The following is a 22,014-nucleotide window of genomic DNA, read 5'->3' as shown; positions in this document are numbered from 1 at the left end:
CAGGACGTACCAGTGCGCTATAGCGCACGCTTCGCTTACTGACAGGGCGGGAGGGCGGAAAATGGCGGCACCACGTGGCTGAGACGGGGTGCCGCGTGGGCTTATTTCGCCGCCGCCATGGCGTCGCTAACCCATTTATCAAATTCCGCCTGATGAGCTTTGATCCAGCCGTCAACGTGGCCGTTGATGTCCGCTTCTGAGGCGTGACCGGCATGCATCGCGGCGTTCTCGGCATTGATGTCGCCAATCGGCAGCTTCATTTCTGCAAACAGTTTTGCCGCCGCCGGATTCTTCTCTGCCCAGGCTTTGTTGGCCACGATATGCATGGTGTTCACCGGGAAGCCATAGTTGGCGCCGTTGGCCAGTCTGGTATCCACTTTGCTCTGCGCGCCTGGCAGTGAGGAGAACGGCACCTGCAGCCACACCACATCTTTACCCGGCTTCAGCACGTCGCTGACCCAGTATGGCGTCCAGGTGTAATAGAGAATCGGTTTACCCTGTTTGAAGCGTGTAATGGTGTCGGCAATCATCGCCGAGTAGTTACCCTGGTTGTGTACCACGGTATCGCTCAGTTTGTAGGCTTCAATCTGATGGTTAATCACCGCCTCACAGCCCCAGCCAGGCGTACAGCCGGTCAGGTCTGCTTTGCCATCGCCATTGGTATCAAACAGTCTGGCCAGCTTCGGATCCTTCAGCTGCTCGATGTTGGTGATGTGATACTGATCGGCGGTTTTCTTGTCGATCAGATAACCCTGGGCGGCACCGCTGACGTAGGTGCCCTGGCGATAAAATTTATTATCACCGCCGGCGGCTTTATACATGTCGTCATGCAGCGGTTGCCAGTTGGTGGCGATAAACGTGGCATCACCGCCGGCAATGGTGGTGTAAGCCACGTTGTAATCCACTTCACTCGGCTTCTCAACGGTGTAGCCCAGCTTTTCCAGCGCGCGGCTCACCAGCAGCGTCTGAAAGGTCTCTTCGGAAATGGTACTCTGAGCCGGTTTAACGGTAATGCCTTTGCCCGGAAGGTCGGCGGCGGACACGTGCGTCGCGGCAACCGTGGTCAGGACGGCGGCGAATAGAGCTGTCTTGCGCATAGTCATTCCTTATTTTACGTGTGACGTCGGAGACGGGCGACCGCAGCGGGCCGCCCAAAGAAATCAGGCTTTTTTACTGAATGGACGCAGCAACAAACCCAGCGGCCCGCTGCTGTACCAGTGGCGGCTGCCACGGCTGCGGCTGTCGCGACCTACTGACTGTGTCAGGCGGTCGAGAATGATGGCTAGGATCACGATACCGACCCCGCCCACGCTGGCGAGACCCATATCGAGACGGCCAATACCGCGCAGCACCATCTGGCCCAGACCGCCAACGGCAATCATCGAGGCGATGACTACCATCGACAGCGCCAGCATCAGCGTCTGATTGACACCGGCCATAATGGTCGGCATCGCCAGCGGCAGCTGGACCTTGAACAGCATCTGGCGCGGGCTGGCACCGAAAGATTCACTGGCTTCGATCAGGTCAGCCGGCACCTGCTTAATACCGAGTATGGTGAGACGTACTACCGGCGGCAGGGCAAAGATAATCGTCACCACCACGCCCGGCACGTTGCCGATACCAAACAGCATGACGATGGGCACCAGATAGACGAACGCCGGCGTGGTTTGCATCGCATCCAGCAGGGGCCGCACGATGCGCGCCGCGCGCTCACTGCGCGCCAGCCAGATGCCAAGCGGCAGGCCAATCAGTACGCAGAACAGCAGGGCGGTGAGCACCAGCGCCAGCGTCACCATCGCCTGGGACCAGGCGCCGATCATGCCAATCAGCACCAGCGATATCAGCGTGGCGAGGCCCATCGCCGGGCTGGCAATCTGCCAGGCAATCAGCGCAAACACGACGATCGCCACCGGCGCAGGCAGTCCCATCAGCAGTTGCTGGAAAGCGCTGAGGATATAATCCACCGGCACGCGAATGCCCTGAAACAGCGGACGGAAGTGGGTAACTACCCAGTCGATGCCTTCGGTGACCCAGCGATCCAGCGGAATCAGCGTGGTGTGGAACGGATCCAGCAGGCTGAAGTGCTCCGGCGCCGCGGCCGGTGCGCTGCTCAGCCAGTCGCTGCTGCTGGCGGCGCTGCTGACGGCATCGTGCCCACCACTGCTGGCGGCATCCGATGTACTGCCCGCGGCGTTGCCCCAGGCATCGGCGGCGCTGGCGCTGCTGTCAGCCGGTGTGCTACTGCCTGTCGCGGACCACGGATCGCTGCTGGCGGCGGCGTTGCTGGTGGCGGGTGGTGCGCTGGTCTGGCTGGCGCTTTCCCATGGATTGGCGTTTTGTGCACTCATGGCTGGGCTCCTTCACGATCTAAAGCGCGTAACAGCGTGCTTTTGGAAATGATACCGACGTACTGCTGATCTTCGCCGATCACCGGCACCGCACAGGGTGCCTGCGCGACGTGAGAGAGCAAATCGTTGAGCGAGGTATCGGCAGGAACCGCCAGCGGTGCGTCGAGCAGGGCGTTATCCAGCCCTTCACCGGCGGCGAGTGCCGCTTTCAGCGAGTCAGTGGAGACGACGCCGATGAATTTCTGTTTCTCCAGCACATAGCCATATTCGCGGTCTTCATCCTGCAGCAGTTTGATTGCCGAACGCGGACCGAAACCGGCGGCCTTACGAATCAGCGCGCCGGCGCTGCGGCGGGCGATATCTTTGGCGCTGAAGACGTGACTGATATCCACGCCGCGGAAGAAGGTGCGCACATAATCGTTGGCCGGATTATTGAGGATTTCATCCGGCGTGCCGACCTGCACCACTTCGCCGCCCTGCATGATGGCGATGCGGTCGCCAATACGCATGGCTTCATCCAGATCGTGGGAAATAAACACGATGGTGCGCTGATGTTTCGCCTGCAGTTTTACCAGTTCATCCTGCATTTCCGTGCGAATTAAGGGATCAAGTGCGGAAAAGGCTTCGTCCATTAGCAATATATCCGGATTAATCGCCAGTGCGCGGGCTAATCCAACACGCTGACGCATTCCGCCGGAGAGTTCATCGGGCCAGGCGTGAGCATAATTTTCCAGTCCGACCTGACGCAGCGCGTCGAGCGCTTTTTCCTGCCGCTCCTGCAGCGCCACGCCAGCTAATTCCATGCCGAACGCGGTATTATTTAGCACCGTCATGTGCGGCATCAGTGCGAATGACTGGAATACCATGCTGATTTTATTTCTGCGCACATCACGCAATTCTGCGTCGGATATTTTGGCAATATCGACGCCATCAATAATCACCTGGCCGCGTGTCGGCTCGATCAGACGATTGAGAAGGCGAACCATAGTGGACTTGCCGGAGCCGGACAGCCCCATAATGACAAAGATTTCGCCTTCTTCAATGGCCAGACTGGCATTTTTGACGCCGAGTGAGAGGCCGGTTTTCGCCAGAATACTCTCTTTACTCTCGCCTTTTTCAATCAGCTTAAATGCCTTTTCGGGATGATCGCCAAATACCTTATATAAATTCTTTACTTCGAGTTTAATTGCCATGCAGTAATGAAATTCCTGGTTAAATGTCTGACTATTTCTTGTTGTACCCTGCGTAAATTTAAGCGCCTATACCCTAGCATAGTGAGATTATCTGACAACCCTTGACGGAAATATCTGGCGTGACACGTATGGCGCGACAGTGGCTAATTCCAGTGCCTGCAAGGGATGAGACGGGGTAAATTTTTTCTGAATTTTTTGTGAAATTAAACCGGTTTCGGCCAGAATTATTGCCGGAAGGCGGATAAATCACGCTTAGTCAGGCGAAATATTCCGACGATGAATGGCGCTAAATAGATAAAATAATCACGCGCGGAATTAACGTTATTTCGGGGGGATGGCGAGAATGCTGGAAAGGAAAATGAATGGTCGGAGCGTGGTGGAATCGGCATGAAATTAACCTGGTCGGCATAAATGCCGACCCTGTGGATGTATCATCAACCTAACCGCTGGGGCGCGTTCCGGTCGGCATCAATGCCGACCCTACAGATGCATCAACATAACTGCCGTAGGGCATGATTAACCCAACCGTAGGGTGCGCATTGATGCGCACCGCTTACGGTGCAAAACGCACCCCTTACCGCGCACCGCACGCGACTAAAAATTCCAGTCCTCGTCCTCGGTTTCAACCGCTTTACCCATCACATAGGATGAACCGGAACCCGAAAAGAAATCGTGGTTTTCATCGGCGTTGGGCGACAGCGCCGACAGAATCGCCGGATTCACCGCCGTCAACTCCGCCGGGAACAGCGCTTCGTAACCCAGGTTCATCAGCGCCTTGTTGGCATTGTAATGCAGGAAGGTTTTCACCTCTTCAGCCCAGCCCACGTCGGCATACAGCGCTTCGGTGTACACCACCTCGTTTTCATACAGCGCCAGCAGTAAATCGATGGCGAACTGCTGCAGCTCAGCGCGGCGCGCGTCGTCAACGGTTTCCAGCGCTTTCTGGTACTTATAGCCGATGTAATAACCGTGTACCGCTTCATCACGGATAATCAGCCGAATCAGATCGGCGGTGTTGGTCAGCTTGCCGCGGCTTGACCAGTACATCGGCAGCCAGAAGCCGGAGTAAAACAGGAACGACTCCAGAAAGACGCTGGCGATTTTCTTCTTCAGCGGATCGCTGGCGCGATAGTGCTCCAGCACGATCTTTGCCTTGTTCTGCAGGGCGGCATTCTCTTCACTCCAGCGGTAGGCGGCATCCACGTCGGCGGTGTTACACAGCGTGGAGAAGATCGAACTGTAAGAGCGCGCATGTACCGCTTCCATAAAGCTGATGTTCGACAGCACCGCCTCTTCGTGCGGCGTCAGCGCATCTTCCATCAGTCCCGGTGCGCCAATGACGTTCTGAATGGTGTCGAGCAGCGTCAGACCGGTAAACACCCGAATCGTCAGCTGCTGCTGCTGCGGGTCGAGCGACTGCCATGCCGGCAGATCGTTGGACAGCGGCACCTTCTCCGGCAGCCAGAAGTTGCTGGTAAGACGGTTCCACACTTCGAGATCTTTCTCGTCCTGGATGCGGTTCCAGTTAATCGCCTGAATCTGTTTAAGTTGCATAGTCATCATCACAGTGCACAGGAAACGCAGCCCTGTACCTCCGTGCCTTGTAGCGCCATCTGACGCAGTCGAATGTAATAGAGGGTTTTGATGCCTTTCTTCCAGGCGTAGATCTGCGCTTTGTTGATATCGCGCGTCGTGACGTCATCGCGGAAAAACAGCGTCAGAGACAGTCCCTGATCGACGTGCCGGGTGGCTTCGGCGTAAGTATCAATAATCGCTTCGGGACCAATCTGATAGGCATCCTGATACAGCTCAAGATTGTCGTTGGTCATAAACGGAGCCGGGTAATACACGCGGCCGGTTTTGCCCTCTTTACGGATCTCAATGCGCGACACAATCGGGTGGATGCTCGACGTGGCGTGGTTGATGTAAGAGATGGAACCGGTCGGCGGAATCGCCTGCAGGTTCTGGTTATACAAACCGTGCTGCATCACCGACGCACGCAGCGCCTGCCAGTCCGCCTGGTCGGGCAGGGCGATGCCGGCATCGGCAAAAATCTGCGCCACCCGGGCAGTGCGCGGCTGCCAGCTGTGTTGGGTATATTTGTCGAAATAGGCACCGCTGGCGTACTGCGACTGCGCAAAGCCGTCAAAGCTCGCGCCGCGCTCCTGCGCCAGCAGGTTGGAGGTACGCAGGGCGTGATACGTCACGCAGTAGAAATAGAGGTTGGTGAAATCCAGCGCCTCTGGCGAACCGTAAGCCATGCCTTCACGCGCCAGATAGCCGTGCAGGTTCATCTGCCCGAGACCGATAGCGTGTGAACGGCGATTGCCTTCCGCCACCGACGGCACGGAGGTGATGTCACTCATCTCGGAGACCGCCGTCAGCGCGCGCACCGCCACTTCCACGGTTTGCGCCAGATTACGCGAGTCCATGGCGTGGGCGATATTCAGGGAGCCGAGGTTACAGGAGATATCTTTGCCGACGCGGCGATAGCTCAGGTCGTCGTGATACTCGCTGGCGCTGTTAACCTGGAGGATCTCCGAGCACAGGTTACTCATGTTGATGCGACCGGCAATCGGGTTGCTGCGGTTCACGCTGTCCTCATACATGATGTATGGATAGCCGGACTCAAACTGAATTTCCGCCAGCGTCTGGAAGAAGTCGCGCGGCTTGATGAAGGTTTTACGGATGCGATCGTCGGCCAGCATCGCCTCGTAGTACTCGCTGATGCTGATATCAGCAAACGCCTTGCCATAAATACGCTCAACATCGTAAGGCGAAAACAGCGCCATATCGCGGTTCTCTTTGGCCAGCTGGAAGGTGATATCCGGAATCACCACGCCGAGCGACAGCGTTTTGATACGGATCTTCTCGTCAGCGTTTTCACGTTTGGTATCGAGGAAGCGCAGGATATCCGGATGGTGCGCATTCAGCCACACCGCGCCCGCGCCCTGACGCGCACCAAGCTGATTGGCGTAGGAGAACGCATCTTCCAGCATCTTCATCACCGGAATTACGCCGGACGACTGATTTTCAATGCGCTTGATCGGCGCGCCGGATTCACGCAGGTTGGAGAGCAGAAACGCCACGCCGCCACCGCGCTTCGACAGCTGCAACGCCGAATTCACCGCGCGGCCAATCGACTCCATATTGTCTTCAATGCGCAGCAGGAAGCAGGAGACCAGCTCGCCGCGCTGCTGTTTACCGCAGTTTAGGAACGTGGGCGTAGCCGGCTGGAAGCGACCGCTCAGCATCTCGGCCAGCAGTTCCCGCGCCAGCGTTTCATTACCGCGCGCCAGCGTCAGCGCCACCATACAGGCGCGCTGCTCAAAGGTTTCCAGATAGCGTTTGCCGTCGAAGGTTTTCAGCGTGTAGCTGGTATAAAATTTCCACGCACCGAGGAAGGTGTGAAAACGGAAGCCCCAGGCGTCAGCCTCTTCGTGCAGCTGGCACAGGAAGGCGAAATCGTACTGGTTCAGCACCCCGGCTTCATAATAGCCTTCGGCCACCAGATAGCGCAGACGCTCGCCGTGCGAGTCGAATGGCACGCTGTTCGGCTGGACGTGCTGCAGGAAAAACTGGCGTGTGGCTTCATGATCTTTGCTGAACTGGATGCGGCCTTCGGCGTCATACAGGTTCAGCATCGCATTGAGCGCGTGGTAGTCCAGCTGTGTGCTGTTCAGGGTGTCTGTCGTTGCCAAAATTGGGTCACTCCCGCTTTAACATGGGCAATATCGTCGGCGGTTCCCATCAGCTCAAAGCGGTAGAGATAAGGAACCTGACATTTCTGCGCAATGATGTCGCCCGCCAGGCAGAAGCCCGCGCCAAAGTTGCGATTGCCCGCAGCAATCACACCGCGGATACCGCGCCGGTTGGCGTCATCATTAAGGAACTGAATCACCTGTTTCGGCACTGCGCCACGCGCGCTGCCGCCGCCGTAGCTCGGCACCACTAAAATGTAGGGCTGGTCGATGTGCAGGCGCTGCGTGGCGTCGAGCGGAATACGCCGCGCAGGCAGGCCGAGACGGGTGATAAACCGGTGCGTGTTTTCCGACTGGCTGGAAAAATAGACCAGTGGAAACATCGCTTTATCCCCCGACGGCAGCGAGCTGGCGCAGGCCGGCGATTTTGTCGGGACGGAAGCCGCTCCAGTGGTCGTTGTGCGTCATCACGACGGGCACCTGGCGATAGCCGAGCGATTTGAGCTGATCGATGGCTTCCGGTTGGGTATCGAGGTTAATCAGCTGGTAGTCGATGCCACTGCGATCCATGGCATTTTTGGTCGCGTCACACTGGACACATTGGTTCTTGGTGTAAATAATAATGCGCATGATTCGTATTTCCCTCTGGTTGTGGTCAGGTTGCGAGATACGAAGCAAAAACCCTTTTGCTGCGAACGTCGTCCCTGCTGACATCTGGTAGCGAGTTGATGTGTTGAATACTAGATGTAGTGGTATTGGTGGTCAAGCCCACCAGATATAGGGTTTTGTGATTTAAGCAGCCGGATTAGGGCGAATGCCAGCGATGATGCGCCCTGGCGCAGGGAAAAAATTTTTGTAAAGGGTTTTGCGGCAATTTTAACCAGCCTGGCAGCGGCCGCATTGGCGCGCTAATGCGGAGTGACGCGCAAAAAAAAGCCCCGCATGCGCGAGGCTCCTGATGATTTTTAGCGGTTTAGCGGCGTGACATCAGCAGCGCGCCCAGCACCAGACCGACGGCGGCACCGACACCCACGCCGTACCACGGTTTGTCATGCACGTAGGCATCCACCTGATAACCCGCATCGCGCGCGGCCTGAGTCACGCGGTTGCCACTGCCGTTCAGTTTAGCGCGCGTCTGTTTCAGCAGGGCCTGCGCCTGGCTGCGTGCGCTATCCACTTCATCTTTGGCTTCACTGCCATAAGATTTCAGTAAGGCTTCCAGCGAATCGGCCAGTTCGTTTACATCCTGATTAATATCAATGTCATCGTTTTTGCTGGTTCGATTAAACATTTTTCGCTCCCTTTGACTTAAAACGTAATACTAAGTGTAGACGAAACGTGACTAAACGCAGCCGTGTGCCAGGCTTTAGGGAAATTCCGAATGTCCTGTGCTGTCGTGCTGATGTAAGGTTGCGGGGCTGTGAGAAGAGAGGAGCAAGCATGTATTTACGTCCGGATGAGGTAGCGCGCGTACTGGAAAAAGCAGGATTCGAAATGGACGTCCTGACACCCAAAACTTATGGTTATCGCCGTGGCGAAAACTATGTCTATGTGAATCGCGAAGCCCGCATGGGGCGCACAGCGTTGATCATTCATCCCACCCTGAAAGAAAAAAGTCAGCACTTCGCTGAACCCGCATCAGAGATGAAAACCTGCGACCACTACACGCAGTTCCCTCTCTACCTGATGGGGGATTCGCAGGAGCACTACGGTATTCCCCACGGTTTTAGCTCGCGCATGGCGCTGGAGCGTTATCTGCAGGGCGTCTTCGGCGCCTGACTGGTGTGCCCCGTCGCGGCGGGGCCGCACACGCTTTCCCAATCCTTACCTTTTCCCACGTTGCAAATTGCCGCGCGGATGCGTATAACTCTGTGTCCATATAGAAGTTTAGACGTCCATATGGATATAAAGAATGCAAACTGAACCGACGCCTTCGCAGGCAAACTTCAAGCGCAGCATGAAGGTGCGGCATCTGGTGATGCTGTCGCTCGGCGGCGTGATTGGCACCGGGCTGTTTTTCAACACCGGCTACATCATCTCCACCACCGGCGCAGCGGGCACGCTGCTGGCCTATCTGATTGGTGCGCTGGTGGTATGGCTGGTGATGGTGTGTCTTGGCGAGCTGGCGGTGGCGATGCCGGAAACCGGCGCGTTTCACGTCTACGCCGCGCGCTACCTCAGTCCGGCGACCGGTTACACCGTGGCCTGGCTCTACTGGCTCACCTGGACGGTGGCGCTCGGCTCCAGCCTGACCGCCGCCGGTTTCTGCATGCAGTACTGGTTCCCGACGGTGCCGGTGTGGCTGTGGTGCCTGGTGTTCTGTGTCGCCATCTATCTGCTGAATAGTGTTTCGACGCGCTTCTTTGCCGAGGGGGAGTTCTGGTTCTCCATCATTAAAGTGATCACCATCATTGCCTTTATCGTGCTGGGCGCGGCGGCGATGCTGGGGTTCATCCCGATGAAAGACGGCAGCGCGGCACCGGGATTACATAACCTGACGGCTTCCGGCTGGCTACCGCACGGTACGCTGCCGATTCTGATGACCATGGTGGCGGTGAATTTTGCCTTCTCCGGGACCGAGCTGATCGGCATTGCGGCGGGTGAAACCGAGCAGCCGCAGAAAGCGCTGCCGCTGGCGATTCGCACCACCGTGGCGCGCCTGATCATCTTCTTTATCGGCACGGTCTTTGTGCTGGCCGCGCTGATCCCGATGGATCAGGCGGGCATCGTTAAAAGTCCGTTCGTACTGGTGTTCGAAAAGATAGGCATCCCGTACGCGGCGGATATTTTCAACTTCGTGATCCTCACCGCGATCCTGTCAGCGGCAAACTCCGGACTGTACGCCTCGGGACGGATGCTGTGGTCGCTGGCCAATGAAAACACGCTGCCGCGCTGCTTTGCCCGGGTCAACCGGCGTGGCATTCCGCAGCTGGCCATCACCGTGAGTATGCTCGGCGGCCTGCTGGCGCTGTTTTCCAGCGTGATCGCCCCGGATACGGTGTTTGTGGCGCTGTCAGCGATTTCCGGCTTTGCCGTGGTGGCGGTGTGGCTGAGCATTTGCGCCTCACACTACATGTTCCGTCGCCGCTATCTGCAGGCGGGCAATGCGCCGCAGCAGTTGGCGTACCGCGCGCCGTTCTATCCGCTGGTGCCGATCCTCGGATTTACCCTGTGTCTGCTGGCGTGCATCGGGCTGGCCTTTGACCCGTCACAGCGCATCGCGCTATGGTGCGGCATTCCTTTTGTACTGTTCTGCTACGCTGCTTATTATCTGACGCAAAAACGCCAACACGCTTTCAACGCTAAGGAGACCGATGATGTCGCGTAACCCCATCGCTGCGGCCCTGACCCACACTGATACCCTGATTCTGGATGGCGCGCTGGCGACAGAGCTGGAAGCGCGCGGCTGTAATCTGGCCGATACGCTGTGGTCAGCCAAAGTGCTGATGGAAAATCCCGAGCTGATTTATCAGGTGCACTATGACTACTTCGCCGCCGGCGCTAATGTGGCGATCACCGCCAGCTATCAGGCGACGCCGCTGGGCTTCGCCGCCCGTGGACTGGATAGCGGCCAGGCCAGCGCGCTGATCCGCCAGAGCGTGGCGCTGGCCCAGCGGGCGCGCGACGATTATCGTGCCACCACAGGCAGCCAGGCACCGCTGCTGGTGGCCGGATCGGTCGGTCCTTATGGCGCTTATCTGGCCAACGGCGCCGAGTATCGCGGCGACTACGCCTTGCCGGCTGCCGAAATGAAAGATTTCCACCGTCCGCGCGTGGCGGCGCTGCTGGAGGCGGGCGTGGATTTGCTGGCGTGTGAAACGCTGCCGTCGTTTGGTGAAATTCAGGCGCTGATTAGCCTGCTGGCGGAGTTTCCGCACAGCAGCGCGTGGTTCTCCTTCACGCTGCGCGATGCGCAACACCTGAGTGACGGCACGCCGCTGAGCAAGGTGGCGGAAGTCATCAATGCCGCGCCGCAGGTGGTCGCTGTCGGCCTCAACTGCGTGGCGCTGGAGAGCGTGACGCCGGCGCTGCAAACGCTACAGGCGCTGACGGACAAGCCGCTGCTGGTCTATCCTAACTCCGGCGAGCAGTATGATGCGGTCAGCAAAAGCTGGCACTCGGCGCCGTCTGGCTGCACGCTGCACGATAAGTTCCCCGAGTGGCAACAGGCGGGCGCACGGCTGATTGGCGGCTGCTGCCGCACCACGCCGCAGGATATCGCGGCGATTGCCGCCTGTTGTCAACCGTAATAAAGCGCAGAAAAGCGCCACTGATAGCGCGATTGAGGCGAGTGAAAAGGTCGAGAGGGCAGTTTAGACTGTCCTTTCTGATTCTGAAGCGGACCTGCTATGAACCTGCGACATCTTCTTCCCGCCTGCGCGCTGCTGCTGAGCGGCTGTGCCACGATTGTCGGCACCGAAACGCAACCGGTAAAAATTGACTCTGTGCCGCAGGGCGCGCGTTTCACCGTGCAGGATGAAACCGGCCGCGCGGTGGCGCAGGGCTATACGCCGCAGACGGTGGATCTGGCGAAATCCAATGGCACCTATTTCGGTAAGAAACATTATCAGGTGATGCTGGAGAGTCCGGGCTACGTGCCGCTGACGCTGCCCATCGAGGCCAGCGCCAACCTGTGGTACGTGCTGGGCAATATTCCGCTGCTCGGTTTCCCAGGCTGGCTGGTGGTCGATCCGTTTTATGGTGGTATGTATGACCTGAAGCCAGCGCACCCGCAGCCGCATCTCAACGTGGTCGGCGCACGCGGCGGTTAATTTGCACGGATGCGTAGCGGCGCGATTTATCGCGCTTAGTTAAATACGCGCAATAAATTGCGCCGCTACGGTTCGTGCCGATGGTTATTATTGCGCGGTAGGTTTCACCATCGCATTACCGGATTTATGCTGTGCCAGGTACTGCTGCTGGAAAATGCACATGCGGATGGTGTTGCGGTACTCGCCGTTGATGAAAAACTCGTGCTTCAGCACGCCTTCCACCTCGAAACCGAGCTTGGTGTAGATATGAATCGCCTTCTCGTTCTCCTGATCGACAATCAGATACAGCTTGTAGAGATTGAGCACCGAAAAGCCGTAATCCATCGCCAGCTTTGCCGCTCTGCTGGCTAAGCCCTTGCCCTGATGCGCCGGGTCGATGATGATCTGAAACTCCGCCCGGCGATGCACGTGGTTGATCTCCACCAGCTCGACCAGCCCGGCTTTTTGCCCGTCGTGTTCCACCACAAAGCGCCGCTCGGTCTGATCGTGGATGTGCTTGTCATACAGGTCAGAAAGCTCCACAAACGCTTCGTACGGCTCTTCAAACCAGTAGCGCATCACGCTGGCATTGTTATCCAGCTGATGGACAAAGTGCAGATCTTCCCGCTCCAGCGGACGTAATTTTACCGTCATACGGTGTTCCTTTAGATGACTGAATGGCTGTTGGGCAGCGGCGCAATCTACCTTCGGGATAAACTGCGCCGCGTTGCGCTCATGCCATGCTAACCAACAATCCGGCCCTGCGCCATGCGCGCGGCGCGATCGCACATATGATCGATCACGTCAGGATCGTGGCTGACCAGCACCATCGTCAGGCCATCATTCTGTTTGAGATCGTTAAGCAGATTCAGGATCTCGGCCTGCACCGACATATCCAGCGCCGACGTAGGCTCATCCAGCAGCAGGATCTTAGGCTCCAGCAGCAGGGCGCGCACGATGGCCACGCGCTGACGCTGCCCGCCGGACAGCTGATGCGGATAGCGATCCGCCAGCGCCGGATCCAGCCCGACATGGCGGAAGCCCGCGTTGATGCGATCGTCGATGTTGTCGCGTCGCAGCAGCTTAAGCGGTTCCGCCAGCGTGCGGCGCAGCCGGTGGCGCGGATGCAGCGAAGCGTAGGGATCCTGAAACACCATCTGCACATCGCGCCGCAGCTGGCCGGTAAAGGGTTTGCCTGGCTGCACGGCGGTATTCGCCAGCGTCATCTGGCCGTGCCAGTGCGGATTCAGTCCGGCCATTACCCACAGCAGCGACGATTTACCGCAGCCGGAAGGCCCCACCAGACCGAAACACTCGCCGGCCGCCACCTGCAGGTTCACATCGTGCACCACGGTGCGCAGTTCATAACCCTGTTTATGCGAGACGCTCAGGTTAGCTAATTCAATCATGCATCTTCTCCAGCGCCGCGCGATCCAGCACCGGCAGGCGTTCGCCGTGCGTCGCTTTACCCGGACGGCAGGCCCACAGCGTGCGGGTATAAGGATGGCTGGCGTCTGACAGCTGCGCCGCCGGCAGGGTGTCCAGCAGGCGGCCTTTGTACATCACCATCACCCGCTGACAGTGCTCGGAAACCTGTTGCAGATCGTGACTGATCAGCAGCAGGCCCATATTGCGCTGCTCCACCAGACGACGAATCAGCGCCAGCACCTGATCGCGCATGGCGTGATCGAGCGCCGAGGTCGGCTCATCGGCAATCAGCAGATCGGGATCGGTAATCAGCGCGATCGCCAGCATCACGCGCTGGCCCATGCCGCCTGAGAGCTGATGCGGATAGCGCTTCATCAGCTGGCGCGGCTCGGGCAGGCCCACCGCGTCCAGCATCTCGCACACTTTCTCTTTGCGCTCGGCACGGCTCAGCTTGCGGTGCAGCACCAGCGGCTCTTCAACCTGCCAGCCAATGGTGCGCGTCGGGTTGAGCGCGTATTTCGGATCCTGCATGACCATCGCCACTTTGCCGCCGCGCAGGCCAATCCAGTCGCGCTCGCGCAGGTGCAGGGCGTCTGCGCCCGCCACCTGCAGCTGGTCAGCCTGCAGCTGCAGCGCGGGCGACAGCAGGCCCATCAGCGCACGCGCGGTCAGGGATTTGCCCGAGCCGGATTCACCGACCAGAGCCACGCGTTCGCGGCCAAGGGTAAAGCTGATGTTATCCACCAGCAGCGCGTCGTGGCTGCGAATCGTCAGCCCCTGCGCATCAATTAACAGATCATTTGGCATGGCGGGTATCCAGTCGGTCACGCAGGCCGTCGCCTGTCAGGTTAAACGCCAGGCTGGCGAACAGAATGGCTGCGCCGGGCGCTGCCGCCACCCACCATTGGTCGAAAATCACTTTACTGCCTTCTGCTACCATCGAGCCCCATTCGGCGGTTGGCGGCTGTACGCCCATGCCGAGGAAGCCCAGCCCGGCGGCAGAAAGAATAATCCCGCCGAGGCTCAGCGCGGCACGCACCACGGCGGTCGGCAGGCAGAGCGGCAGAATGTGGCCAAACATCAGGCGCAGGCCGGTAATACCCTGCATGCGCGCGGCGGCGAGGTAATCGCTGCGGCGCAATGCCAGGGTTTCCGCGCGTGCCTGCCGGGCAAACGGCGGCCAGCTGGTGAGTGCCAGCGCCAGCGCGCCGTTCATCAGGCCCGGACCCAGCATCGCCACCAGCGCCAGCGCAATCACCAGGTTGGGCAGCGACAGAAAAATATCGGTGATGCGCATCAGCACGCGTTCGGTCCAGCCGCCGACGTAGCCGGCGGTGATGCCGACTAACAGGCCAACCGGGATAGTCAGCACCAGAATCAGCGACACCAGCAGCAGCGTCGGACGTGCGCCGTAAATCACGCGCGACAATAAATCGCGGCCGAAGCCGTCGGTGCCGAACCAGTGCAGCGCCGACGGCGCCAGCAGACGCTGTTCAATCACCTGCGCGTTAGGATCAAACGGCGCCAGCAGCGGTGCCAGCAGCGCCATGGCCACCAGCACGATCACCAGCGTCAGGCCGATGGTCAGCGAAGTGATACGCGCCCGGCGCCGGCGCGGACGCACGGTTTCCAGTTCATGAAGTTGTTGAGTCATCGGGTTCTCGGATCGGTTAACCAGGTGAGGGCGTCGGCCACGGCATTGAGCAGGATAAAGCAGCTGCCAATCAGCAACGTAGCGCCGAGAATCGCCGGAACATCCGCGGAAAACAGCGCGTTGGTCATATAGCGACCGACGCCCGGCCAGGCGAATACGGTTTCCGTCAGCACGGACCCTTCCAGCAGCGTGGCGTAGGAGAGGGCGATAACGGTGATTAGCGTGCCCAGCACGTTGGGGAAAATATGACGCAGCAGAATGCGCGCCCGGCCAGCGCCTTTCGCGCGCGCCAGCACCACATACTCTTTGCTGCTCTCTTCCAGCAGCGCCGCGCGCAGCAGGCGCGTAATGCCTGCCATCGCCAGCAGGCCGAGAATCACCACCGGCAGCCACAGATGCGCAATTGCGTTGCGAAACATTTCCGCATCGCCGGAGAGCCAGCTATCAATCAGTACAAAGCCGGTCTTCGGTTCAAGGGTATAAATCCAGATATCATCCAGCTGGCCCGGACCGGCGGACCAGTGCAGCACGGCGTAGAACAGCAGCAGGCCCAGCAGGCCGAGCCAGAACACCGGCACCGAGTAGCCCAGCAGCGAGATAAAGCGCGCCACGTTATCAATGACGCTGCCCGGTTTCCACGCTGCCAGCAGCGCGAGCGTCACGCCGAACACCGCAGCGAAAATCATCGAACAGGTCGCCAGCTCAAGCGTGGCGGGGAAGGTGCGCATCAGGTCGGCGCTGACCGGCTGATTGGTGAGATGCGACAGGCCGAGATTGCCCTGCGCCAGCTGGCTGATATAGCGCCAGAACTGCACCAGCACCGGCTGATCCAGCCCAAGATCGTGACGCACCTGAGCATAGGTGGCTTCGCTGGCGTGATCGCCGGCGATTTGCTGCACCGGGTCGACTGGCGACAGGTGCGACAGCATGAAAGTAAACGCTAACAAACCCACCAGCGTCACCAGCAGCGACAGCAGGCTGGTGACGAGGCGGCTGAAGCGCTGCCAGAGTGGCCGGGCGAACCCGGCCGATGACGCTGACGCTGCCATTACTTCGAAACCTGCGCGTAATACACCATGTCCGGGTTGATCCCCTGCACATAGCCCTGCAGATTGTCGCGCAGCGCAATCAGGTTACGCGCCTGCAGGCCAATCACGTACGGCGAGTTCTTCAGCACTTCGCGCTGCATCGCCTGATAAAGCGCAACGCGCTTGTTGCTGTCGGCTTCGGCCGTCGCCGCCAGCGTCTGTTTGCTCAGCTCCGGGATGTGCCAGTCTGAACGGTAAGCAATGGTTTTGCTGCCATCTTCCGGGTTGTAAGCGAAGGAGGCGGCGTTGGTGTTCGGGTCGAAGTAATCCGCGCCCCAGGCGTTGAGCGTAGCTTCATACTGATGCGCCTTCACGCGGGTAGACACTTCAGAGCTTAAGCCCGGCTGCACTTCCACCTTCACACCGCCTTTGGCGAAGCTGCCCTGCAGTGCCTGCGCGATATCAAGGTACGGCGGCTGATTGCTGGTGGAGAGCTTAAAGCTGACGTTGGTCAGGCCGGCCTTCTGCAGAATCGCTTTGGCTTTCTCCGGATCGTAGCTGTAAGGCGTGTCGTTCAGCGCACCGAGGAAACCCTTCGGCAGGAAGGTCTGGTGCACTTCAAACTGGCCTTTCAGCAAGTCATTCGCGATACCTTTATAGTCGAACAGGTAGCGTGCTGCTTCCCACAGCGCCGGGTTCTTCAGTACCGGATTGGCACCGACGTTGAACTGAATGTAGTAGAGCGACGCCATCGGAATCGCTTCGGTCTTCACGCCGGCTTTGCCCTTCAGCGCAGCGATCTGGTCAGCACCGAGGTTACGCGCGATATCGACATCGCCCTGTTCCAGCAGCAGACGGCGCGCTGCCGGCTCCGGCACGTTTTTAATCAGAATGTTTTTCAGCTTCGGTGCACCGGCCGGTGAGGTCGGGTTGGCGCTGAGCAGTATCGCTTCATGCAGCACCACTTTGCGAATCTGGAACGGGCCGCTGCCGGCCGAGTGGGTGCCGAGCCACGCATGGCCGAAATCACCGTTTTTGGCGTTGGCCTGCGCGGTTTTTTCATCAACGATCGAGGAGACCGGCGCGGACAGCAGGCTCAGCACATAGGCCGGGCTGACGTTGGCGCTCCAGCTAATCTGTACGTGGTCTTCATCGACCTTTTTCAGGAAGCTGTCGACGTTGTCTTTGTTCCAGCCGAGCTGGGTCAGAATAAAGGACGGATCGAGGTTGAGTTTCACCACGCGCCCCAGCGAGAAAATGACATCTTCCGGACGCAGCGGGTTACCGCTGGCGAACTTGGCGTCTTTGCGCAGCGCAAACGTCAGGCTGCGGTTATCGCTGCCCGGTTGCCACGACGTGGCCAGCGTTGGCTTAAGATCGGTTGGATTGGCCGGATCGGACTGCACCAGGCGCTGATAAATGTTAGTGAACGCTTGCACCGTGGTAAGTTCAAAGCCCTGGGCCGGATCAAAGCTGTCCGCATCATCCGTAGACTGCGCAATCACCAGCGTATCTTTTGGCGTGGCGGCCTGCGCGGAGAAGGCGGCTACCAGCGACAGCGCCAGCAGTGAGGGAATAATTTTTTTCATGTTGTTTCCTTGCCTTAAAAAAGTAACGCGAGTTTACGAGAGCGCTACAGTGAAGAATAGTCAATTTATGGCTATGCATATGCCGTAAGGTTCTAAGCGGTGCGCTTCAGTTATAAGCAAGAGGGCGTAACGCGATCGGATTAATCTGGCGCACCTTATATCCGCACGCTTTATCAACCAAATCGCAACGAAAATTAAATCAACCTGAACCCCAGGATAATTAGCTTTACTTCGCTTTTCGCCCTCCTATAATAGCCGCAACTTCACACAGGAGAATTCAGTTGGACAGTCACCCTTATCGATGGCAATACAAGGCAAGCTGACGCGCGAATTCTTTTGTCGCTGCTTGCCAACATGGCGGGCAGCAATCCTCACCTGTTTCTGATGATTGTTCCCTGATAATGACACCATAGCGGGCTGATGCCCGTGGGAATAGCATCATGCACATGATTTTAAACGCACTTTTTCCTCCGCCTCGATGCGCGCGCTGATCTTCAGCGTGCTGAGCTTCCCTGCGCGTTAAGCCGCTTCAGGCTGCTGCTGCGCGCAGCGTTATCCAGGATTATGTTATTTCACTCGTTATTCAGCGAGCGACTTTCTTCGCCCATTATTTCCGGGAGGTAATATGGAAATTCCCGACAGGTTATTTTTAATTTAATCCGGTCACGCCGTGACAATTAATGTTTTCGACTTGTGCGCCTGGCGCGCAGGGATCGTTATTGCCGTAAAAAAATAAACGAGGAGTGTCATCATGACTGACATGAAACTCAACCAGGAAAAAAAAGCCTGGAACACCGTGCGTCCGGCACGTCAGAAAACCGCACGCTATCTGATTGAAGACGAAGCCGCTTTTACCGCCGACGAAACGCTGCTGCGCCTGCGCAGCGATGCGCTGGGGCTGGTCGAACGCGAAGCGGAAGCGCGGCTGCAGATTTATGGTCGCAATCAGGTGGAGCATGATAAAGCGCCACCGGCGCTGGTGCAGCTGATTCAGGCTTTCAATAATCCGTTCATTTATGTGCTGCTGGCGCTGGCGCTGGTGAGCTTTTTCACCGACTACTGGATGCCGCTGCGCCATGGCGAGGAGACCGATCTGACCGGTGTCATCATCATTGTGACGATGGTAACGCTCAGCGGTTTGCTGCGCTTCTGGCAGGAGTTCCGCACCAACAAAGCGGCACAGGCGCTGAAATCGATGGTGCGCACCACCGCCACCGTGCTGCGCCGGGAATCGGTACAGCAGGCGCCGCAGAAACAGGAAGTGGACATCACCAGCCTGGTGCCTGGCGACATCATCTATCTCTCAGCGGGCGATCTGGTACCGGCCGATGTGCGGCTGCTCGACTCACGCGATCTGTTTATCAGCCAGGCAATTCTGACCGGCGAATCGCTGCCGGTGGAGAAATATGACGTCACCGGTCACGTGGCCAGCAAGCAGGCCAGCGCCAGCGATAAAGATGCATCGCTGCTGGAACTGGGCAGCGTATGCCTGATGGGCACTAATGTCTCCAGCGGCAGCGCCAAAGCGGTGGTGGTGGCGACCGGCGGGGAAACTTACTTCGGCAGCCTGGCGAAATCGATTGTTGGTAACCGCACACAAACCGCTTTCGATCGCGGCGTGAACAGCGTCAGCTGGCTGCTGATTCGTTTCATGCTGGTGATGGTGCCGGTGGTGCTGCTGATTAACGGTCTGACCAAAGGCGACTGGCTGGATGCTTCTCTGTTCGCGCTGGCGGTGGCGGTGGGGCTGACGCCGGAAATGCTGCCGATGATTGTCAGCTCGAATCTGGCCAAAGGGGCGATTGCCATGTCGCGCCGTAAAGTGATTGTCAAACGCCTGAACGCGATCCAGAACCTCGGTGCCATGGATATTCTGTGTACCGACAAAACCGGCACGCTGACGCAGGACAACATTATTCTCGAGCACCATCTCGATTGTGCCGGGGTAGAGAACTCGCGCGTCCTGATGCTGAGCTGGCTCAACAGCCATTACCAGAGCGGCACGCCTAACCTGATGGACCGCGCCATCCTGCGTTACGGCAAAGGACGCATCAGCGCGGACATGAGCGACTACTACAGCAAAGTGGATGAGCTGCCGTTTGATTTTGTGCGTCGTCGCGTTTCAGTGGTGGTGCGTGACCGCCGCCTCAACCAGCAGATGCTGATCTGTAAGGGCGCGGTCGAGGAGATGCTGAGCATTGCCAGCGCCGAACGCGAAGGCAAACTGATTCAGCCGCTCAATGAGACCCGTCGCGCGGAGCTGCTGGCGCTGGCGCATCAGTACAATCAGCAGGGCTTCCGCGTACTGCTGGTGGCCAGCCGTGCGCTGGCGGAGCCGGCCCTGCAACAGGCGCTGAGCGTTGCAGATGAGCAGGGGCTGACCATTGAAGGGCTGCTGACCTTCCTCGATCCGCCGAAGGAAAGCGCGGCGAAGGCAATCACCGCGCTCAATGATAACGGCGTAACGGTCAAAGTGCTGACCGGCGATAATCCAGTGGTGACGGCGCGCATCTGTCAGCAGGTGGGCATCGACTGTGGCGAGATCCTCACCGGCGAGGCGATTGCGGCGATGAGCGATGAGCAGCTGGCGCAGGCCGCGGCGCGTAGCTCGGTGTTTGCCAAACTGACGCCGCTGCAGAAGTCACGCATTCTGCGTGCGCTGCAGCAGCAGGGCCACACGGTGGGTTTTCTCGGTGACGGCATCAATGATGCGCCAGCGCTGCGTGACGCCGATGTGGGGATCTCGGTCGACAGCGCGGCGGATATCGCCAAAGAGTCTTCTGACATCATCCTGCTGGAAAAGGATTTAATGGTGCTGGAAGAGGGCGTGATGAAGGGGCGCGAGACGTTCGGCAACATCATCAAGTACCTGAACATGACCGCCAGTTCCAACTTCGGCAATGTGTTCTCGGTGCTGGTGGCGAGCGCGTTCATTCCGTTCCTGCCGATGCTGGCGATTCATCTGCTGATTCAGAACCTGATGTACGATCTGTCACAGCTGGCGCTGCCGTGGGACAAAATGGATCGCGAGTTCCTGCGCAAACCACGCAAATGGGACGCGCGCAACATCAAACGCTTTATGCTGTGGATTGGGCCAACGTCGTCAATTTTTGACATCACCACCTTTGCGCTGATGTGGTATGTGTTCGCGGCGAATACCCCAGCGATGCAGTCACTGTTCCAGTCCGGCTGGTTTGTGGAAGGGCTGCTGTCGCAGACGCTGGTGGTGCACATGCTGCGCACGCGCAAGATTCCGTTTATCCAGAGCCGCGCGGCGCTGCCGGTGCTGCTGACCACCGCCTGCGTAATGATTGCCGGCATTCTGCTGCCGTTCTCGCCGCTCGGCGCGATGGTCGGCCTGGTGCCGCTGCCATGGAGCTATTTCCCCTGGCTGCTGGCCACGCTGCTCGGCTACTGCCTGGTGGCGCAGGGCATGAAAACGTTGTACATCAAGCGCTTTGGCCAGTGGTTCTGAGTGCAGGAGGCGCGATGAAGCAACGCAACCTGGATAAAACGGTGTGCCACCTGCTGATAATTATGGTGGTCATCGTCGTGCTAACGTTAGTGTTCCGGTAAGGACAACAGGGCAGGGTATCCTGCCCTTTTTCGTGGCACACCAACCAGCGAGAGACAGATGAGCCAACAACAGCGAGCATTGATTATTGGGGCGTCAAAAGGCATTGGCCTGGCCGTGGTGCAGCAACTACTGCAGGCGGGCTGGCAGGTGACCGCCACCTACCGTTCCACGGTGGTTTCGTTTCAGCATCCGCAGCTGCAGTGGCTGGCGCTGGATATCACCGATGGCGCGCAGCGTGACGCGCTGGTCCGGCAGCTCGGCGACGCACCCTTTGATTGCATCCTGATCAACGCCGGGATTCTCGTTCCGCACGCGTCGCAGCTGCGCGACGTGGACGATGCGCAGCTCAGCGAGCTGTTCTTTACCAATGCGGTGGCGCCGGTGCGCCTGGCGGAGAGCCTGCTGCCGCTGCTGCGCGACAAACAGAGCGTGCTGGGCCTGACCACGTCGCGTCTCGCCAGCCTCAACGAGAACCGCGACGCGGCGATGCCGTTCTACTCAGCCAGCAAAGCGGCGCTGAATATGCTGAGCCGCGCGCTGGCGACGCAGATGCACCAGCAGGGCAGCACGCTGCTGTCACTGCATCCGGGCTGGGTAAAAACGGATATGGGCGGTGAGGGCGCGGATATCACCGTCACCGAGAGTGCGCAGGGCATGGTGACGCAACTGCAGCAGTTTAGCGGGCGTGGCGGCCATCATTATGTGGATTACCGCGGCCAGTTGCTGAACTGGTAATGCTTAGCCT

The 22,014-nt window shown here is 58.6% G+C and carries 20 protein-coding genes; 6 read left to right on the top strand and 14 right to left on the bottom strand.

Going from position 1 to position 22,014, the window contains the following annotated elements; translation table 11 throughout:
- Positions 1-101: 101 nt before the first annotated feature.
- The 8 genes from proX to C1Y43_RS15280 all read right to left on the bottom strand — a co-directional run bounded on the left by proX (position 102) and on the right by C1Y43_RS15280 (position 8,533).
- Positions 102-1,097 (bottom strand): glycine betaine/L-proline ABC transporter substrate-binding protein ProX, encoded by a 996-nt coding sequence (proX, locus tag C1Y43_RS15315; protein WP_021506467.1) that lies wholly within the window; start codon positions 1,095-1,097, stop codon positions 102-104.
- A gap of 63 nt (positions 1,098-1,160) precedes the next feature.
- A complete protein-coding gene (proW, locus tag C1Y43_RS15310; RefSeq protein WP_104188773.1) occupies positions 1,161-2,348 on the bottom strand; it encodes a glycine betaine/L-proline ABC transporter permease ProW in 1,188 nt (395 codons plus the stop codon).
- Positions 2,345-3,541: a glycine betaine/L-proline ABC transporter ATP-binding protein ProV gene (gene proV / locus C1Y43_RS15305; protein WP_021506469.1), complete on the bottom strand. Its 1,197-nt coding sequence runs from the start codon at positions 3,539-3,541 to the stop codon at positions 2,345-2,347. The genes proW and proV overlap by 4 nt, the downstream gene beginning before the upstream one ends.
- Positions 3,542-4,135: 594 nt before the next feature.
- Entirely contained in the window at positions 4,136-5,095 is a 960-nt protein-coding gene (gene nrdF / locus C1Y43_RS15300; RefSeq protein ID WP_058758447.1) for a class 1b ribonucleoside-diphosphate reductase subunit beta, read from the bottom strand.
- An 8-nt stretch (positions 5,096-5,103) separates the two neighbouring features.
- Positions 5,104-7,242, bottom strand: a complete 2,139-nt coding sequence (gene nrdE / locus C1Y43_RS15295; protein ID WP_104188771.1) for a class 1b ribonucleoside-diphosphate reductase subunit alpha — start codon at positions 7,240-7,242, stop codon at positions 5,104-5,106.
- Positions 7,221-7,625 (bottom strand): class Ib ribonucleoside-diphosphate reductase assembly flavoprotein NrdI, encoded by a 405-nt coding sequence (gene nrdI / locus C1Y43_RS15290; protein ID WP_021506472.1) that lies wholly within the window; start codon positions 7,623-7,625, stop codon positions 7,221-7,223. The genes nrdE and nrdI overlap by 22 nt, the downstream gene beginning before the upstream one ends.
- A 4-nt stretch (positions 7,626-7,629) precedes the next feature.
- A complete protein-coding gene (gene nrdH, locus C1Y43_RS15285) occupies positions 7,630-7,872 on the bottom strand; it encodes a glutaredoxin-like protein NrdH (protein WP_104188769.1) in 243 nt (80 codons plus the stop codon).
- 343 nt (positions 7,873-8,215) lie between these two features.
- Positions 8,216-8,533 carry a DUF883 family protein gene (locus tag C1Y43_RS15280; RefSeq protein WP_021506474.1) on the bottom strand — a complete coding sequence of 106 codons (318 nt, stop codon included), beginning with the start codon at positions 8,531-8,533 and terminating at the stop codon, positions 8,216-8,218.
- A gap of 149 nt (positions 8,534-8,682) precedes the next feature.
- On the opposite strand from C1Y43_RS15280, the gene C1Y43_RS15275 reads away from it, so the two are divergent.
- From C1Y43_RS15275 to C1Y43_RS15260, 4 genes are all read left to right on the top strand, one after another.
- Positions 8,683-9,021, top strand: coding sequence for a DUF2002 family protein (locus tag C1Y43_RS15275; RefSeq protein WP_021506475.1), 339 nt, complete (start codon positions 8,683-8,685; stop codon positions 9,019-9,021).
- Positions 9,022-9,154: 133 nt separating this feature from the next.
- Entirely contained in the window at positions 9,155-10,570 is a 1,416-nt protein-coding gene (gene mmuP, locus C1Y43_RS15270) for an S-methylmethionine permease (RefSeq protein ID WP_058776476.1), read from the top strand.
- Positions 10,560-11,492, top strand: coding sequence for a homocysteine S-methyltransferase (gene mmuM / locus C1Y43_RS15265; RefSeq protein ID WP_104188767.1), 933 nt, complete (start codon positions 10,560-10,562; stop codon positions 11,490-11,492). The genes mmuP and mmuM overlap by 11 nt, the downstream gene beginning before the upstream one ends.
- Positions 11,493-11,591: 99 nt before the next feature.
- Positions 11,592-12,014 carry a hypothetical protein gene (locus C1Y43_RS15260; protein ID WP_058758247.1) on the top strand — a complete coding sequence of 141 codons (423 nt, stop codon included), beginning with the start codon at positions 11,592-11,594 and terminating at the stop codon, positions 12,012-12,014.
- 87 nt (positions 12,015-12,101) lie between these two features.
- Here C1Y43_RS15260 and speG read toward each other — a convergent pair whose 3' ends face one another.
- The 6 genes from speG to C1Y43_RS15230 form a co-directional block, all read right to left on the bottom strand.
- A complete protein-coding gene (gene speG, locus C1Y43_RS15255) occupies positions 12,102-12,647 on the bottom strand; it encodes a spermidine N1-acetyltransferase (protein WP_021506478.1) in 546 nt (181 codons plus the stop codon).
- 89 nt (positions 12,648-12,736) lie between these two features.
- Positions 12,737-13,402: an ABC transporter ATP-binding protein gene (locus C1Y43_RS15250; RefSeq protein WP_058776474.1), complete on the bottom strand. Its 666-nt coding sequence runs from the start codon at positions 13,400-13,402 to the stop codon at positions 12,737-12,739.
- The gene (locus tag C1Y43_RS15245; RefSeq protein WP_104188765.1) at positions 13,395-14,228 is read right to left on the bottom strand and encodes an ABC transporter ATP-binding protein; all 834 of its coding nucleotides are present in this window, start codon (positions 14,226-14,228) and stop codon (positions 13,395-13,397) included. The genes C1Y43_RS15250 and C1Y43_RS15245 overlap by 8 nt, the downstream gene beginning before the upstream one ends.
- Positions 14,218-15,075, bottom strand: a complete 858-nt coding sequence (locus C1Y43_RS15240; RefSeq protein ID WP_031279350.1) for an ABC transporter permease — start codon at positions 15,073-15,075, stop codon at positions 14,218-14,220. The genes C1Y43_RS15245 and C1Y43_RS15240 overlap by 11 nt, the downstream gene beginning before the upstream one ends.
- Entirely contained in the window at positions 15,072-16,124 is a 1,053-nt protein-coding gene (locus tag C1Y43_RS15235) for an ABC transporter permease (RefSeq protein WP_104094049.1), read from the bottom strand. The genes C1Y43_RS15240 and C1Y43_RS15235 overlap by 4 nt, the downstream gene beginning before the upstream one ends.
- Positions 16,124-17,692, bottom strand: coding sequence for an ABC transporter substrate-binding protein (locus tag C1Y43_RS15230; protein WP_058776471.1), 1,569 nt, complete (start codon positions 17,690-17,692; stop codon positions 16,124-16,126). Before C1Y43_RS15230 ends, C1Y43_RS15235 begins: the two co-directional genes overlap by 1 nt.
- 751 nt (positions 17,693-18,443) lie before the next feature.
- Here C1Y43_RS15230 and mgtA point away from each other — a divergent pair.
- Positions 18,444-21,167 carry a magnesium-translocating P-type ATPase gene (gene mgtA / locus C1Y43_RS15225; RefSeq protein WP_104188763.1) on the top strand — a complete coding sequence of 908 codons (2,724 nt, stop codon included), beginning with the start codon at positions 18,444-18,446 and terminating at the stop codon, positions 21,165-21,167.
- 159 nt (positions 21,168-21,326) lie between these two features.
- Positions 21,327-22,004, top strand: a complete 678-nt coding sequence (locus C1Y43_RS15220) for an SDR family oxidoreductase (RefSeq protein WP_104188762.1) — start codon at positions 21,327-21,329, stop codon at positions 22,002-22,004.
- The last annotated feature ends 10 nt before the right edge of the window (positions 22,005-22,014 follow it).

Source organism: Pantoea sp. ICBG 828, assembly GCF_002928355.1.
In the GTDB taxonomy this organism is placed as follows: Bacteria; Pseudomonadota; Gammaproteobacteria; order Enterobacterales; family Enterobacteriaceae; genus Pantoea; species Pantoea dispersa.
The sequence above is the reverse complement of the archived record's forward strand: the minus strand, read 5'-3'. Positions and strand labels throughout refer to the sequence as shown.

Bases quoted from the DNA above. Each gene is read 5' to 3' on its own strand.
- proX (WP_021506467.1), bottom strand. From the start codon at position 1,097: ATGCGCAAGACAGCTCTATTCGCCGCCGTCCTGACCACGGTTGCCGCG.
- proW (WP_104188773.1), bottom strand. From the start codon at position 2,348: ATGAGTGCACAAAACGCCAATCCATGGGAAAGCGCCAGCCAGACCAGC.
- proV (WP_021506469.1), bottom strand. From the start codon at position 3,541: ATGGCAATTAAACTCGAAGTAAAGAATTTATATAAGGTATTTGGCGAT.
- nrdF (WP_058758447.1), bottom strand. From the start codon at position 5,095: ATGCAACTTAAACAGATTCAGGCGATTAACTGGAACCGCATCCAGGAC.
- nrdI (WP_021506472.1), bottom strand. From the start codon at position 7,625: ATGTTTCCACTGGTCTATTTTTCCAGCCAGTCGGAAAACACGCACCGG.
- nrdH (WP_104188769.1), bottom strand. From the start codon at position 7,872: ATGCGCATTATTATTTACACCAAGAACCAATGTGTCCAGTGTGACGCG.
- C1Y43_RS15280 (WP_021506474.1), bottom strand. From the start codon at position 8,533: ATGTTTAATCGAACCAGCAAAAACGATGACATTGATATTAATCAGGAT.
- C1Y43_RS15275 (WP_021506475.1), top strand. From the start codon at position 8,683: ATGTATTTACGTCCGGATGAGGTAGCGCGCGTACTGGAAAAAGCAGGA.
- mmuP (WP_058776476.1), top strand. From the start codon at position 9,155: ATGCAAACTGAACCGACGCCTTCGCAGGCAAACTTCAAGCGCAGCATG.
- mmuM (WP_104188767.1), top strand. From the start codon at position 10,560: ATGTCGCGTAACCCCATCGCTGCGGCCCTGACCCACACTGATACCCTG.
- C1Y43_RS15260 (WP_058758247.1), top strand. From the start codon at position 11,592: ATGAACCTGCGACATCTTCTTCCCGCCTGCGCGCTGCTGCTGAGCGGC.
- speG (WP_021506478.1), bottom strand. From the start codon at position 12,647: ATGACGGTAAAATTACGTCCGCTGGAGCGGGAAGATCTGCACTTTGTC.
- C1Y43_RS15250 (WP_058776474.1), bottom strand. From the start codon at position 13,402: ATGATTGAATTAGCTAACCTGAGCGTCTCGCATAAACAGGGTTATGAA.
- C1Y43_RS15245 (WP_104188765.1), bottom strand. From the start codon at position 14,228: ATGCCAAATGATCTGTTAATTGATGCGCAGGGGCTGACGATTCGCAGC.
- C1Y43_RS15240 (WP_031279350.1), bottom strand. From the start codon at position 15,075: ATGACTCAACAACTTCATGAACTGGAAACCGTGCGTCCGCGCCGGCGC.
- C1Y43_RS15235 (WP_104094049.1), bottom strand. From the start codon at position 16,124: ATGGCAGCGTCAGCGTCATCGGCCGGGTTCGCCCGGCCACTCTGGCAG.
- C1Y43_RS15230 (WP_058776471.1), bottom strand. From the start codon at position 17,692: ATGAAAAAAATTATTCCCTCACTGCTGGCGCTGTCGCTGGTAGCCGCC.
- mgtA (WP_104188763.1), top strand. From the start codon at position 18,444: ATGACTGACATGAAACTCAACCAGGAAAAAAAAGCCTGGAACACCGTG.
- C1Y43_RS15220 (WP_104188762.1), top strand. From the start codon at position 21,327: ATGAGCCAACAACAGCGAGCATTGATTATTGGGGCGTCAAAAGGCATT.